Origin of the sequence: Chroococcus sp. FPU101, assembly GCF_017312365.1 — a bacterium.
Classification (GTDB): Bacteria; Cyanobacteriota; Cyanobacteriia; order Cyanobacteriales; family Microcystaceae; genus Chroococcus.
Window position 1 is genome coordinate 315,700 of record NZ_BLJI01000001.1, and the last position, 15,696, is coordinate 331,395.

Annotated in this window: 13 protein-coding genes; 6 read left to right on the forward strand and 7 right to left on the reverse strand. The window is 38.7% G+C overall.

Annotated elements, in window-relative coordinates; translation table 11 throughout:
• Window positions 1-76 precede the first annotated feature (76 nt).
• The 4 genes from lysA to dacB all read right to left on the reverse strand — a co-directional run bounded on the left by lysA (window position 77) and on the right by dacB (window position 6,049).
• Complete coding sequence (gene lysA / locus CFPU101_RS01275) at window positions 77-1,477, reverse strand: diaminopimelate decarboxylase (RefSeq protein ID WP_206813525.1); 1,401 nt, start codon at window positions 1,475-1,477, stop codon at window positions 77-79.
• 106 nt (window positions 1,478-1,583) lie between these two features.
• Window positions 1,584-3,107, reverse strand: coding sequence for a glycoside hydrolase family 1 protein (locus CFPU101_RS01280; protein WP_206813526.1), 1,524 nt, complete (start codon window positions 3,105-3,107; stop codon window positions 1,584-1,586).
• Window positions 3,097-4,251, reverse strand: a complete 1,155-nt coding sequence (locus CFPU101_RS01285) for a glycosyltransferase (protein WP_206813527.1) — start codon at window positions 4,249-4,251, stop codon at window positions 3,097-3,099. Before CFPU101_RS01285 ends, CFPU101_RS01280 begins: the two co-directional genes overlap by 11 nt.
• A 322-nt stretch (window positions 4,252-4,573) precedes the next feature.
• Window positions 4,574-6,049 (reverse strand): D-alanyl-D-alanine carboxypeptidase/D-alanyl-D-alanine-endopeptidase, encoded by a 1,476-nt coding sequence (dacB, locus tag CFPU101_RS01295; RefSeq protein WP_206813528.1) that lies wholly within the window; start codon window positions 6,047-6,049, stop codon window positions 4,574-4,576.
• 44 nt (window positions 6,050-6,093) lie between these two features.
• On the opposite strand from dacB, the gene gorA reads away from it, so the two are divergent.
• Window positions 6,094-7,455 carry a glutathione-disulfide reductase gene (gene gorA, locus CFPU101_RS01300; protein WP_206813529.1) on the forward strand — a complete coding sequence of 454 codons (1,362 nt, stop codon included), beginning with the start codon at window positions 6,094-6,096 and terminating at the stop codon, window positions 7,453-7,455.
• Between the two features lie 57 nt (window positions 7,456-7,512).
• Here gorA and CFPU101_RS01305 read toward each other — a convergent pair whose 3' ends face one another.
• From CFPU101_RS01305 to CFPU101_RS01315, 3 genes are read right to left on the reverse strand one after another with little or no spacing between them, the layout of a single operon-like run.
• Window positions 7,513-9,423, reverse strand: a complete 1,911-nt coding sequence (locus CFPU101_RS01305) for a hypothetical protein (protein ID WP_206813745.1) — start codon at window positions 9,421-9,423, stop codon at window positions 7,513-7,515.
• A complete protein-coding gene (locus CFPU101_RS01310; RefSeq protein WP_206813530.1) occupies window positions 9,407-9,760 on the reverse strand; it encodes a hypothetical protein in 354 nt (117 codons plus the stop codon). The genes CFPU101_RS01305 and CFPU101_RS01310 overlap by 17 nt, the downstream gene beginning before the upstream one ends.
• 2 nt (window positions 9,761-9,762) lie before the next feature.
• On the reverse strand, window positions 9,763-10,314 hold the full coding sequence (locus CFPU101_RS01315; RefSeq protein ID WP_206813531.1) for a thioredoxin family protein: 552 nt from the start codon (window positions 10,312-10,314) through the stop codon (window positions 9,763-9,765).
• 52 nt (window positions 10,315-10,366) lie between these two features.
• Here CFPU101_RS01315 and CFPU101_RS01320 point away from each other — a divergent pair, with 52 nt between their 5' ends.
• The 5 genes from CFPU101_RS01320 to CFPU101_RS01340 all read left to right on the forward strand — a co-directional run bounded on the left by CFPU101_RS01320 (window position 10,367) and on the right by CFPU101_RS01340 (window position 15,677).
• Window positions 10,367-10,771, forward strand: coding sequence for an NIL domain-containing protein (locus CFPU101_RS01320; protein WP_206813532.1), 405 nt, complete (start codon window positions 10,367-10,369; stop codon window positions 10,769-10,771).
• Window positions 10,772-10,900: 129 nt separating this feature from the next.
• The gene (locus CFPU101_RS01325) at window positions 10,901-11,827 is read left to right on the forward strand and encodes a glycosyltransferase family 2 protein (protein WP_242577707.1); all 927 of its coding nucleotides are present in this window, start codon (window positions 10,901-10,903) and stop codon (window positions 11,825-11,827) included.
• A gap of 94 nt (window positions 11,828-11,921) precedes the next feature.
• Entirely contained in the window at window positions 11,922-13,376 is a 1,455-nt protein-coding gene (locus tag CFPU101_RS01330; RefSeq protein WP_206813533.1) for an NAD(P)/FAD-dependent oxidoreductase, read from the forward strand.
• Window positions 13,377-13,423: 47 nt separating this feature from the next.
• Window positions 13,424-14,479: a glycosyltransferase family 2 protein gene (locus CFPU101_RS01335; RefSeq protein ID WP_206813534.1), complete on the forward strand. Its 1,056-nt coding sequence runs from the start codon at window positions 13,424-13,426 to the stop codon at window positions 14,477-14,479.
• A gap of 7 nt (window positions 14,480-14,486) precedes the next feature.
• The gene (locus CFPU101_RS01340; RefSeq protein ID WP_206813535.1) at window positions 14,487-15,677 is read left to right on the forward strand and encodes a glycosyltransferase family 4 protein; all 1,191 of its coding nucleotides are present in this window, start codon (window positions 14,487-14,489) and stop codon (window positions 15,675-15,677) included.
• Window positions 15,678-15,696: the final 19 nt, after the last annotated feature.

Below are 15,696 nucleotides of genomic sequence, written 5' to 3' on the forward strand. Positions count from 1 at the left end.
TGATGAATTAAACAAGAATGCTCACAGTTTTGGTCATTGAAATAAACTTAGGTTTAAAGGATCGTTTTTCTCAACCCTAAAGTAACCGCGAAGGTAGTCTATCTTGTCGCAGTAGATCCTCATTGGTTTCTCGATGCAAAATCAGATTAGCTTCTCCATCATTGACCATCACCGCCGCAGGACGAGGTAAACGGTTGTAGTTGGAGGCCATACTATAGTTATAAGCTCCTGTCGCCATAACAACCAAAATGTCACCCGCTTCTGTTTTCGGGATTTGAGCGTCTTTTATTAAAATATCTCCTGATTCACAGTGTTTTCCCGCAATTGTTACGGTTTCCTGACAAGGTGTGGTCATTCGATTTGCGATGACAGTGCGATAGACAGATTGGTAAGTTATCGGACGTGGGTTATCTGACATCCCACCATCAACAGAGATATAGGTTCGTAGATGAGGAATTTCTTTACGACCTCCTACGGTATAAGCGGTTACACAAGCGGTAGCAATCAGCGATCGTCCTGGTTCTGCAATCAGTTTCGGTAGGGGTAGGTTATGGGTTTGACAAGCATTTGTGATCGATTCTGAGACCGTTTTCACCCATTCTTCAATACTTGGGGGATCATCACTTTCAGTGTAGCGAATCCCTAAACCACCACCAACATCAATTTCGGAAATCGCTAAATTATATTGATGAATGGCTTTTTGCATCCACTCGATTAAAACACCCCCTAAATCTTGATGGGGTTGACGCTCAAAAATTTGTGAACCGATGTGAGCATGGAGTCCTAAACAGTTTAGAATCGGGTTTTGTGAGACATAAGTTAGTACAGCATCCATTTGATTCGGATCGAAACCAAATTTACTATCTAAATGTCCAGTACGAATATATTCATGAGTATGGCATTCAATCCCTGGGGTGAGTCTAAGCAAAATGGGAATTGAATCGATTCCTAATTCTGCACCGAGTTTAACGAGTGTTTCTAATTCTAACCAATTATCAACAATAATCTTACAGCCGATTAATAGCGCGTATTTTAATTCTGTTACGGATTTATTATTACCATGAAAATAAATTTTATTTTTACTTTGCTCAGTGATGCCCATTTGTTCGAGGGCTGTTAAAGTGGTATAGAGTTCTCCACTTGAAACCACATCAAACCCTAAACCCTCACTGGCAATAACTGCACAAACGGCTAAACAACTCCAAGCTTTAGACGCATAAATAACTTGAGATTCACCTAAATAATATTTTTTAAAGCTATCTCGATATTGACGGCAAGCAGTTCGCAACGTCATTTCATCTAGAATATATAACGGTGAGCCATACTGAGCGACTAGAGTCGTGACATCACATCCACCAATTTCTAGATGATTTTGACGATTGATTTTTGCACTAAGAGGTAAAAGATTTTGATTAGGGGAATTTTGCGCCTCTAGATACTGTTTCCCTGATTGGGCTAATGGTTCGGCTGATAACATATTCACTATAATCGTCAGTTGGTCTAGTAAAGAAAGCTATTTTCTAAAGCCTTCTTTATTAAGTGTACGATGAAAACTAGACCGTCTAAAACATAATCTCAGAAGATCACAATAACTTTTTAGCTGATTCTTCGATTAACTTAGCATAAGTTTCAGAAGGCCGATCGCCTAAATGATCTTCTACAAGTCGTTGTGTTCCATGAGCATAATCGAGCGTTAATAACCCAAAACGCGGTGTATACGATCCCCATTCATAATTATCCGTCAGTGACCAATAAATATAACCGATCATCGGTACGCCTTCATCGCGCAGACGGTTAATTTGTTGAACGTGTGCTTCTAAAAATTCACTTCGTCGCAATTCATCGGGACGTGGCGCGGCAATGCTATTATCGGGTTTACGACGTAGAGCCATCCCATTTTCGGCAACTAAAATGGGACAATTGTCAAATATTTGTGAATAATATTTACAAAAAAAGTGTAAGCCTTCGGGGAGCGATCGCCAATCCCACCATTTACTCGTAATTCCACTCATCACCCAAGCGCGAAAATCTTTAGCCTCAAATTCAAAATCTGAAAACGACGGCAAACGGAAGGTATGGGCGAAAAAGGGATCATAATAATCGATGGCAATGTAATCGAAAAATTTAGAACGTGGAATTGATTCTAAAGTCTGGAAAAAGGGTTCAAATGCTTTAAAATTAAAACTTTTGCGACCGAACCATCGGGCTATTTTTCGAGCAATTAATCCGACGCGATAGGGAAGATCTCGACTAAAGGGAAGATCGGCGATGATTAAAGCATTTTCTAATTCTTGCGATCGCGTTTTAAAATAATTAGGGAGTTGATCGCGCTGCATAGACGTTTGTTTGAGCGATAATAAATCCCAAATGACCTTTTCTGACCAATATAAATCGCTACAGTAGGTATTAATCGAAACTTGAGGCGTTATCCAATTATTCGACTCATAAATGCTATGGATGCAATCATAACAGCGTACATGAGCGACCAATAAGTTATTATAAGCCTTTAAAGCTGCTTGAGTTCCCCACGCACCACCAGAGGGAAACATCGTACTTAAATAAGTATTCGGTACTAAAATATTCGGCTCATTAATGGTAATGTACCAGCAAATCGGCGGTAATTGATACTCATAAATCAAAGAACGGTTAATATGAGTCACCGTCATGCGAACATATTCAATAAAATAGTCGATCGTTTTTGGTTCTAACCAAGCATCCAAACCCAACCAAGCGGGATGGGTAAAATGAGACAGGGTAACTACGGGTTCAAGTCCATGATGACGACAAGAGGCAATAAGCTTCGCATAAGCATCGAGGGCATTTTTATCAAAAGGTGGCGGATCAATGGGTTCTAGGGTCGTACAAGGTTGAATCCGCGACCATTCCAGACTCAAACGAAAGCTATTAATACCCAAATTTTGGCAGATTTGAAAGTCTTCCTCGTAATGCGACCATAAATCGGCAGCTTTACCCGTAGACATGACTAACCCGTGCCTTTCGCTTTCTGACCAGTTATTTTGCGGTTGCCCAATTCCATTATAACCGCCTTCGCTTTGATATCCTGATGAAGCAACACCCCAGAGAAAAGATTCAGAACTATTTAACAAAGCTTTCTTCTCCTTTTGAATGGACATCGTTGAGAATAAAAGAAGCAATATTATGAGCCGCGTTAGGTTTGCCAGTGGCTAAAGCAGCTTGACGCATTTGTGCTAAACGCTCAGGATAATTGAGAAGATACATCACAGTTTGTGCGACCATTTCAGGAAGACGTATCTGTATACCCGCCCCCGATGCAGAAATTACATCGGCGTTTTGTTCCTCTTGCCCAGGGATGGGATCGATAATCACCATCGGAACCCCCCGTGCTAGGATCTCACTGGTAATCAGTCCACCTGCTTTGGTGATAATTAAGTCACTAGCCACAATCATGTCATCAACATAGTTGATCGAACCTAGTTTAACGAATTTCACCTGTTCAGTGTCGGTGAGATCTTCGATCGCGTCGAGTAATGTATCGCTTCTTCCTGCAATAATAGCAAGGGTTAAGGGGGTAGAAACCGTCAGAAAATCAGTCAGAATAATTTTGATGCGCTGCGGGTTTAAACCTCCACCAAATACCGTAATGACAGGTTGATCTAAAGGAATGTTATAACGCGATCGCATCTCCTTTTTATTTTTTGGTTCTAGGACTTCTGATTTGATGGGAATTCCAGTAACGTGTAATCGTTCGGGGTTAGCCCCACGTTGAATAAGCATATTTACCCCTATTTCACTGGGCAAAAAATAGGCATCTATTTCATAGTTTAACCAACTACTATGGGCGATCGCATCAGTTACAACAACATAATGAGGAGTTGATAGATTGTTTTTTTGTTTCAATAACTGAATTAAACGACTGGGAATTTGTTGAACCGAAATAATAATATTGGGATTCGTTTCAGTCACTAAATCTTCTAATTTTCTAAAAAATGGAAACTCTAATCGTGCAACCGAGAGATTACCATCTAGAGATTCTTCAACATCATCACCGTCAGTGCCTTCATAAATTGCCTTATATAAAGTGGGAATTCTTTCACTCAATTGTTTATAGATTTGAGTAATACTACTACGATAGATGGCACTCGCATACTCTAGCGCATCTTGCGTGAGAACCTCTACATCAGGATAATTCAGAAATGCTTCAGTTAAAGCTTTAGCAGCATTCAGATGTCCTGCACCAAGGGAAGCGTATAAAATGAGAATAGTCGTCATACAAAAGGTAGCGGTGTCATTGGTTCATACTATGTCAATATAGTCGATTCATCAAAAAACTACATCGCTCTCACTGCATTGATGCTTAAAAGCGTAGTTTAGAAGAAATTAAGCTAGATTGGAGGTTACAATGATTTTTAAAGCGGCTTTAAGCGATCCAGAAAAGATTAAGCAGACTCTTGCAAAAGCATATCGAAATTGTCAAGAAATGGAGTTAGCTCCGAATCCAGCTAGAAGAAATTATCATTAAACTTCAACAAGAAAAGTTAAATCAGCGTAAACAACAATTAGGTAATTTTCTAAAAAAAAGCTAAAGCAATAGTTAAGAACATTTTTTCAATTGACCTAATAATAAAATAATTTCATCGATGCCTTGACGAAGGTTTGAATTAGCCTGATCTGAAGAATTTACCATAATACTAAATACTAAAGTTTCACCATTGGGAAGATCAACATAGCCTGATAGTGTTGATACCCCCGATAAACTTCCTGTTTTTGCTTGTATTTTTCCTTGCATGGTAGTACTTTTAAATCGATTGGCTAATGTTCCATTAACTCCACCAACTGCAAGAGAATTTCGATACACTTTTCCTTGTGGAGTTTGCGACATTTTTTGTAAAAGTAAAACAAAAGTTTCGGGTGTTGCTAAATTATGCCGAGATAAACCAGAACCATCAACTACTTTATAATTATTTGAATCAATCCCTAATTGTGTGAGTTGTTTTTGTAGAATAGAAGTCCGAAAATCATTTGATTGAACTTCTAAAAGCTTAAAAAGTGTTTCAGCATAAAGGTTATGGCTGTCTTGATTAACGGTTTGAATTAAATTCTCTAAAGTTGGAGAAGTTAAAAAAGCAATTTCTCGTTCAGAATCATTGATATAATGTTCTAAACTAATTTGTTTTTGTTTAACAGTAATGCCTTCAGCTTCTAAAAATTGTGCCAGGGTGTCGATAAAATATTGAGTCGGATTAATAATGGCGATCATTTTTTCTCCAGTAACTTTATTTCCTAGTTGTCCACGAATCATTAAACGAGATTGGGCAAAATAACCTTGAATTGCAATAGTATTATCGGTTGTAGAATCAGTAGTTGTCGTTAAGTTTTCAATTTGCCATTGTTTAGCAGCTATTGGATCAGACCAAGATAATTTTACTGGTTGACCGACTTGTGTAGGTGTTAAAATTAAAGTAAAAGCATTTTCATTTAAGACTAAACTATTAGCAGGAACACCATAGGAAAAAAATAGATCATCCCATTCCCACATCGGAGGTATTCCCGAATTATTAAAATAACCATCTTGAATGATTAGTTTTTCGATCTGTTGAATGCCTTGTTGCTTGAGTTGTTGTGTTAAGGTTTTTAGCGTATCTGTGGTTATGGTTGGATCACCTTGACCCACTAATCTTAAAGTCTGTAAATTAGATGTATTTCCTTGACCATAAATAGAAGTGCGGATCACAAATTGTGAACCGAATTCTAATAACGCGGCGGCTGTCGTTAAGAGTTTAATATTAGAAGCAGGGGTAAAAAATTTCTTAGAATTTAAGGCATAAAGGTTAAAATCAGAGTAGAGGGGTTGAATTAAAATTCCCCAATGCGCTCGCACAAACTCTGGACGTTGAATAATCTTTTCGATATCAGTTGCCAACTCCCAAGGACAGATCGGCCGAGAATTAAAATTCTGTGCGAGTATAATGTTTGGGTTAGTTCCTTCTTTGATTGGAGGAAAAGGTACACTAACCCATAGCAGCAACATTAATAACGGTTGTCCCCACAAGAGCGATCGTATTAGCATTTTTTTCGATTTGGATTTCAGTTTAAAAACAGGATAAACGACGTATGAGTTACGATTTTGATTTTTTTGTCATTGGTGGTGGTTCTGGTGGAATAGCCACCGCTAGACGTGCCGCAGAATACGGTGTAAAAGTAGGATTAGCAGAAGTGAGTCGTTTGGGAGGAACCTGTGTCAACCGAGGCTGTATTCCTAAAAAATTAATGGTATATGCGTCTCGTTTCCCTGATCATTTTGAAGAAGCAACGGGATACGGCTGGAGTCCAGTTCATAGTAACCTAGATTGGTCAAAAATGAATCATGTCGTTGAACAAGAAGTAACCCGTCTTAATGGCATCTATCAACGGATGTTAGATAATTCTAAGGTGACTGTTTTTCCTAAATATGCTAGATTTATCGATCCCCATACCGTAGAAGTGGGAGATGAAAAAATTACGGCTGATAAGATTTTAATTGCTGTTGGGGGACATCCGTTTCGTCCCGATATTCCTGGGATCGAACATACTTTGATTTCCGATGATATGTTCAAGTTACCCCATCAACCAAAACGAATTGTGATTCTGGGATCTGGTTATATTGGGGTAGAATTTGCCTGTATTATGAATGGACTCGGTACAGAAGTTACCCAAATTGTTCGGGGTGATAACATTCTTAAAGGGTTTGATGAGGATGTGCGAACAGGTATTCATGAAGGCATGGAAAAACATGGTATTCGCATCTTAACCAATAGTATGCCATCCTTGATCGAAAGAACAAAAGACGGATTTAAAATTTATATTGAAGGTGATCCAAACTCAGAGGTATTAGTTGCTGATGCGGTTGCCTTAGCTGCTACAGGAAGACAACCGATGATCGAACATTTGGGGTTAGAAAATGCGGGTGTAGAAATAGTAGATGGTTCAGTTGCAGTGAATGAATATAGTGTCACTTCGGTAGAACACATTTACGCAGTGGGAGATTGTTCTAATAAAGTTAATCTAACACCTGTAGCGATTAATGAGGGTCGCGCTTTAGCAGATACGGTGTTTGGGGGAAAACCTCGTGTAATGAGTTATGAAAATATTCCCTCTGCTGTTTTTAGTACCCCTGAAGCTGCATCAGTCGGTTTAACCGAAGCAGAAGCAAAAGATAAATATGGTAAGGATGGCATCAAAGTTTATCGTTCCAAGTTTCGTCCGATGTATCACACGCTGACAGGAAAAGACGAAAAAACGATGATGAAATTAATTGTAGAAAACGCTACCGAAAAAGTGGTAGGAGCGCATATGGTAGGAGAATACTCTGCGGAAATTATTCAAGGAGTGGCGATCGCAATTAAAACAGGTGCCAAAAAATCCGATTTTGATGCAACCGTTGGCATTCATCCTAGCGCAGCCGAAGAATTTGTGACCATGCGAAATCCTGTGTAGGTACGATAAAGTCACTAACACTTCTCACTCCAAAAACTCTATTCTTAAGGGACTTTTTCAGTACTTATATTGATTCTCAAATGTATAGTTTTTGACATTGATCTGTAATTTTCCCGTTTTCCATCCTAGAGATACAGGTGAACCATCAGAACTAAGACTTTTATAAAGATCATTGGGTGGCTGATAGTTTTTTCCATCTCGTTTTAGCAAAGGTAAAAGATTAGATTGATTATAGTTTAGGTATAATTGTTGTCCTAAAATACTTTCTAAGTTAACTTTACCTTTGGCTAATTCTGTTAAATCTAATCCTTGTTTTTGCAGAATATTTTGTTTAAACGTTTCATAACTGCCGTGAGTTTCATTTTCTCCAACTTCTAAAGCGAAACCACTATAAGTACTTCTTTGCGGTATCGCTTTTAACGTTTGCTCTTCTGAATAAACTCTTAGGTATTTTGGATCTTCAATGGTGATGAAACTGGGTTGATTTAGACTAATCGAATAAATCGCTAACCATGTTTTTTCGAGTTGAACAAACCAAATATTATCTTGCATTTCTAGTTTTGCCGTTTTGGGTAACTGAAAGAAAAAAGGTTGATCAGCAGGACGTAACCAAATTAAAATGTTTCGATATTGTGCAATTTGATCGCCGTTGTTTTTTCCAGACCTAACACGATCGCCTCCTGTATTTGCTACAAAAAAATCAACCCCTCTAGAGGAATTGTAAGCTAATAACTTAAAAGGTGCGACATCACCATCGGCAAAGGTTCCCGCAAGACTTCCCATTTGATAGGTTTGACCGAAAAACTGTGTTTCATAGTATCCTGGTTTTTGATCATTTCCTTTTTTCCAGTTTTCGTAGAGTGGTTTACTACTCAGAACTTCTACTGGTTTATTAAAATTTTTGTGTGCAAGTTCGACAACCGCTTGAGGTGGACGATAGGTACTGGTGATTAGATAAAGTGTATCTAGCGTGGGACGAGGGTTATTGATAGGGGTATCACCGAAATATAGCCAAAAGGTTCGCGCTGCATCTGAACTTAAAACGACATTTCCACCACTATAATCTCGTTTAACGGGCCCCCCCCATCCTTCTCGATAATACTTGATTGCAGCAGCAGTAGACAACCAATCTAGCGCAGATTTAGCAAGTTGCTTCACTTCGGGATCTTTGGCAAAATCGTAGAGATTGAGATAAGGCGCAAAGGTATGCCCATGATAAACTTCTGAATCCCATTCTCCCATACCGATGTTATATAATGCCCACACATAACGCTGTAGTTTCTGTTTATACAATTGGCGCGTCGCTTCGTTTCCCGTCTCTTCTGCCATCAGATAAACAGATGTTTCTCGCATTGCTCTTAAATTATCGGTATTGCGACCATCTACCCAGCGTCCTCGTCGTTGAATACTCCAGTCTTTTCCCGTTCCATCCCCATAACTATAAATGGGATGTGGACGCATTAGCGGATCTTCTTGTGTCCATTTTTTGGCGCCATCGTACATTTTTTGGCGGTATGCGGGATCTAAATAGGAACCCAAGAGAAAGTATTTACGGATTTGTCCTTTGAGGGTGAAGCTAAAATAATAGTCAATGCCATTAGTATGAGCCTGATTTTTTTGATCTGAATCCTCTTGTTGCAAAAATGCGATCGCTCGTTTTCGATTTCCTGCTAAAAAGTCAAACATCGCGTTAGGATAGGATCGTTTTTCGTTTTCTTGAAAAGTATTGCCGTACTGTTTTGGGTTAGCGAAAGATTGAATAATGGCTTTAGAACGTTGTTGAAATTGGGTTTCGAGTTCACTTGTCCACAAATTACGGAATTTTGGATCTACTTCAACAAGTTGAACCCCTCCTACGCTAGAAGGGGTTTGGGAAATTTGAGGATAAACAACAGCAGTACAAGAAGCGAAAAAAAGAGGAAGACAAATTAAAATGAGTCTTTTTTTGAGTCTAGATCCATTCTTCATCATCTTCTGAAAATTCCTCTACATCATTGATTTTTTCTTCTGGGTTTGTGCTGACTGCTTCGGGAAGGGGAATAGCGGGAGTCGTAAGGATGGTTTCAGGTAAAATTGCTGCGGGTTTTTCCCCATCTACTTCGACAACTATCACATCACTCATATTTAACCAAACGATTCTACCAAAAGAATCACAGGCGGCTATTAAGATCGATTTTTCGGGAACGTCTTTCGCAAAAAATTCGCCCAACATCCGAGAGGAAATTGAGGTTTTTTGTCCTTCTAACCCAATGCCTAAGAAAATATATTCATTGCCATCGTTAATATGTTGTAGGATGATAGCCATATTTATTCACTGACGACTTGTGCGCCATGACTACGAGGATCAGAACTTGATGTTGTCTTCGGGTTAAAATCGGAGGTCTGACCAGTCGTATAGGCATAGGGTAAGGTACTATCTGCAATTAAAGCATCTAGGTTTGCTTCTAGTATCGACTGAGGTTGTTCGCCGATCGTTTGTGCGATCGCTTTGCCTTCTCTGTTAAGATAGACGAAATGGGGAATACCATCAACGCGATAACGCAGAATTTCGGGTAACCATTTATTATTGTCCACATTCAACATGACAAAATTAACTGAATTGTCATATTTTGTTTTGATTTGTGCCATTTCACCCGCCATTGCCTGACAGCTAGTACACCAGTTCGCATAAAATTCAGTTAGCGTCGGTTTGCCATTCGATAGTGCGACTTCGATGGGGGTAGAGTTTTCAGCTTGCGCTTCTAAGGAAGTTGCGTTAGTTTGAGTTTGAAGACCAAAAAGAAGAGCAGCACTCAAAATAACAGCAGCCAGAGCAATAATAATATTTCTGAGACGATTATCGGTTGTTACTTGAGTCATTGAAAGAAAGCCATTTTTTTATACATTATTTACTCTACTTTAATACGATTTTATGAAAAAACGAGTAACCCTAACGTTTCCCCAAAAAACGGTACATATGCCAGTCACTTATTTACTCGCCAAAGATTTTAACGTTGCTGCAAATATTATCCGCGCTCAAGTGGCACCCAATCAAGTCGGAAAATTGGTTTTAGAGTTATCGGGTGATATTGATGAGTTAGAAGCGGCCTTAGAATGGCTCAAAGCACAAGGAATCATCGTATCATTAGCAAGTCGAGAAATCTTAATTGATGAGGAAAAGTGTGTAGACTGTGGTTTATGTACGGGAGTTTGTCCGACCGAAGCATTAACCCTTGATCCTAATAGCTTTCGTTTAAAGTTTTTGCGTTCTCGTTGCGTAGTTTGCGAACAGTGTATACCTGCTTGTCCTTTACAAGCAATTTCGACTAATTTTTAGAGAATTACAGTTAACAAACTATCTTTAGGTAGGCTTGAGAACTAGACGATTCATAAAAATTTCTTTTCAGTTGCCAAAAATAAATTATCAGAGTAAACTACAGAAAAAAATCTAACTAGCCATCTAGAGATGACAATATCTGTTATTATTCCTGTTTATAAAGGAGGTGAAGCTTTTCGACGCTGTTTAAACAGTTTGAAACAGTTTGCCTCACCTAATGTAGAGATTATTGTTGTCGCTGATGGCGATGATGAATCTGGAGATGTTGCCGAATCTTGGGGAGCTAAAGTTGTTCGAAATTTTCCCACATCAGGCCCAGCTAAAGCGAGAAATTTAGGGGCTAAAATAGCAACAGGAGATATTCTTTTTTTTATTGATGCCGATGTTACAGTAAATGAAAATACGCTTCCTCAAGTCGAGCTACTTTTTTCACAAGAACCTGATCTAGCGGCGGCTATTGGATCATATGATGATGAACCAGGGGCAGCTAATTTTTTATCTCAGTATAAAAATTTATTTCATCACTATACTCATCAAACAGGTAGTGAAGAAGCATCTACCTTTTGGGGTGCTTGTGGTGCTATTCGACGCAATATCTTTCTAGAAATGGGGGGGTTTGATGAAAGCTATCGTCTACCCTGTGTTGAAGATATTGAGTTAGGGTATCGTCTCAAAACTGCAGGTTATCAGATTAGACTTTGCAAAACTTTACAAGTCAAACATCTTAAACGTTGGGAAATAGTCTCACTTTTAAAAGCAGATGTTTTTTATCGAGCTATTCCTTGGACGACTCTAATTCTACGCTATAGTCAGCTAAAAAATGACCTAAATCTCCAGTGGTCTAGTCGAATTAGCGTTATGCTTGTTTACAGTCTTTTAGCGTCGTTAATCGCTACTTTCTGGTGGACAGCTATGTGGGCTTTTGTCTTAGGAATATGTATTGCTCTTTTAACAATTAATTTCTCTGTTTACCGTTTTTTTTACCACCGAAAAGGTACAATTTTTACGCTGCGGATGATCCTTGGCATTGGTTATACTACTTTTATAGTGGTTTAGCATTAGTCGTAGGGATGATTCGTTATTATATCTTTTCTCCCATAATGAAAGAAAAATTCTTAGCTTAATGAACTGTTAATCTACATATTGATAAATGAATAATTATCCAGTTGTTATTATTGGTGCAGGGCCGGCAGGACTGACAACAGCCTACGAATTAGTGAAACAGGGTATTAAACCATTGGTTCTCGAATCATCGGACAAAGTTGGCGGAATTGCCAGAACGGAAATCTACAAAGATTATCGCTTTGATATTGGTGGACATCGCTTTTTTACTAAGGTTGGCGAAGTTAATCAAATTTGGCAAGAGATTCTAAAAGATGATTTTATTAAAGTCCCGCGTTTGTCTCGTATTTATTACCAAGATAAATTTTTTGATTATCCTCTTTCCTTTAAAAATACTTTATCAAATTTAGGACTTATTTCAAGTGGATTAATTCTTTGGAGTTATCTTAAAGCCAAGTTAATCGCTGCGATTAATCGTCCTGATCCACAAACATTTGAAGAATGGGTAACTCATTGTTTTGGCGAACGCCTTTACCTAACTTTTTTTAAAACATATACCGAAAAAGTTTGGGGTATACCTTGTAATAAAATCCAAGCAGAATGGGCAAAACAACGAATTAAAGGAATGTCTTTAAAAGCGGCTGTTTTTAACCTTTTGTTTGGTAAAAGCAAGGCTAAAAGTTTAATTAAAGAATTTGATTATCCGATTTTAGGCCCTGGAATGATGTGGGAACGTTGCCAAGAAATTGTAGACGATAAAGGAGGAGAAGTTCGTCTTCATTCTAAAGTAATTAAACTAGAACGCGAGGGCAATCGAATTACAAAAATCATTGCTATGTGTGATGGGCAATTAACCGAAATTACAGGTGAGCATTATGTTTCAAGTATGCCCATTACTTTACTCCTAGAACGTCTAGATCCGGCTCCACCTGAAACAGTTTTACAAGCGTCGCGCTCACTCTCATATCGAGATTTCCTTATTGTTTCACTGATTGTTGATGCTGCTGATCTTTTCCCTGATAATTGGATCTATATTCATAGCCCTGATGTCAAAGTTGGACGCATCCAAAATTTTAAAAATTGGAGTCCGAAAATGGTTCCTGATGCGAGTAAAACTTGTTTAGGGATGGAATATTTTTGTAGTGAAGGAGATGAGATTTGGAATTTATCCGATACAGAGTTACTAGATTTAGCGAGTCGAGAACTTGTACAATTAGGTTTAGTTCCAGCTAAAGTGATTGAAGATGGTACCATTATTCGCCAGAAAAAAGCATATCCTGTATACGATCGAGATTACGCTAAACATTTAAAAGTGATTCAAGAATACCTTGAAGGTTTCGATAATTTACAAACCGTTGGACGTAACGGAATGCACCGTTATAATAATCAAGATCACTCCATGCTAACGGCAATTTTAGCCGCTAAAAATATTATGGGAGAAAAACACGATTTATGGGATGTTAATACCGAACGTTCTTATCATGAGGAATTTACAACTGAAGAATGGCAAAAACGTAAAGAAACAGAATCATTAGGAGTTTAAATAATTCATTTTTTAAATAATTGTTGATTATAGGAGATTCAATTCTAATGGATAATATTCAAGTAACAATTGTCGTTTCTCCTCGTGAGCGTTTTAGTTATACTAGCGAGTCTTTGGAGAGCATTTATCAATATAGCGATATTCCTTTCAAGCTAATTTATGTTGATGGTAATTCGCCGTCTCATATTAAAAAATATTTAGAAAATCAAGCTCAAGAAAAAGGTTTTAAAATTATACGAACTGAGCATTATTTAACGCCAACACGAGCCAGAAATATTGGCTTAGAGGCAGTTGACACTAAATATGTTGTTTTTGCTGATAACGATATTGTCGTTTCTTTAGGTTGGTTAAGTGCTTTGGTAGACTGTGCCGAAGAAACTGGGGCGACTGTTGTGGGGCCTTTAATGTGTCAAGAACTTCCCATCCATGACAAAGTACATTTTGCTGGTGGAGAAGCACACATCTTTACTGATATCAAAGGACGCACTCGTTTACGAGAAAAAATGTACAAACAAGGACATCAAGTTCATAAAATCAAATCCAAGTTAAGCAGAACAATAACGGAATTATGTGAATTCCACTGTATGTTAGTTCGGACAGAAATCTTTAAACAAACGGGTTTCTTTGATGAAGGATTCATGAATACAAAAGAGCATCTTGACTTCTGTATGAGGGTTAGACAGTTAGGAGGAACCGTCTATTTTGAAGCAGATAGTCTAGTCACTTATGTTTCTGGCCCGCCTTTGGATTGGACAGACTGGCATTATTATATGCTTAGATGGAGCGATGAGTGGGAACTCAAAAGCCTCAATCATCTACGACAAAAATGGAATTTAGAAGAAGATATATATTTCAAACACAAGTACAAAGCACTGGGATGGCGACGTAGAAAAACCATTTTACAGCCCATGGTTGACACAGTGACATTGGGGATCAAAAACCGTTTATTAAACAAAATCGTCATGTACGGATTGCTTGCCCCAATAGAAAAATTAGTCAATCGCTACTTAACGACACAATATGCCCAACGCTGGCTATCTTCGTCAAATAATTCTGCTACTATCTTATCGGAGCAAGTTCTAGAGACGACATCGGTTCGTTAAGCAGAATATGAAGATCCTTTTACTCAATGACTTTGGGACACCAACTGGAGGAGCAGAATTACAAATTTTGTCTTTACGTCAGGGATTACGTGAGCGAGGACATGAAGTTCGACTACTGTCTAGCGGAATTTCTCCTGTGAAGAATGTTGACATTTTGGCTGACTACCAATGTTTTGGTACAAATACTAAATTTCAAGTGATTTCACAAACGGTTAATCCTTCAGCGTATCTGTGTTTACGTCAGATTCTCCATGAGTTTAAACCCGATGTTGTTCACGTCAGGATCTTTATGGGACAACTTTCACCCCTCATTCTTCCGCTCTTGAAGAATGTACCCTGTCTGTACCAAGCTGCCATGTATAGAGCGATTTGTCCAACTGGAAAAAAAATTCTACCTGATGGCTCTCCGTGTCAAAGTAAGCCTGGGTTAGTGTGTTTGCGCCAAGAGTGTTTAACACCTCAATCATGGTCAGTTTTGATGTTACAAAGGCAACTTTGGCTACATTGGCAACAGGTTTTTGATATGGTTGTCGCCCTCAGTCATGGCATGAAAGATAAACTAGAAGCGGAAGGCATCAAACCCGTACACGTGGTTTATAACGGTGTTCCAGAACGACCACCGCGACCCCCCTTGAGTAATACTCCGACGGTGGCTTATGCTGGCCGTTTATCGTTTGAAAAAGGCATTCATGTGTTATTACAAGCTTTCGCCAAAAGTCTGATTTTGATTCCCGAAGCACGTTTAATGATTGCTGGACAAGGTAGCGAAAAAACAAATCTACTTACTTTAGCCGATGAATTAGGAATATCTCAACAAATTGTCTGGCTCGATCATGTTTCACGAACTGAGCTAGAAAATCATTTTGATTTAGCTTGGGTTCAAGTCGTTCCGTCACTGTGGGATGAACCGTTTGGCAATGTCACAACTGAAGCGATGATGCGTGGAACGGCGGTTATTGCCAGTGCAGTTGGGGCGCAACCTGAAATCGTTGAAGACGGGGTGACAGGTTTTTTAGTTCCTGCTGATGATGTCGAAAAGCTGGCTAGTGCCTTAGTTCAATTATTGAGTAAGCCGACTTTAGCGGAACAAATGGGACAAGCAGGCCGTCAACGCGCCTTAAGTCACTTTAGCGAAAATCGGCGTACTGAACATTTTTTAGAGCTTTATCAAAAACTATATGCTACTTATCACATTTAAGAACAATTGGAGTGAAAAA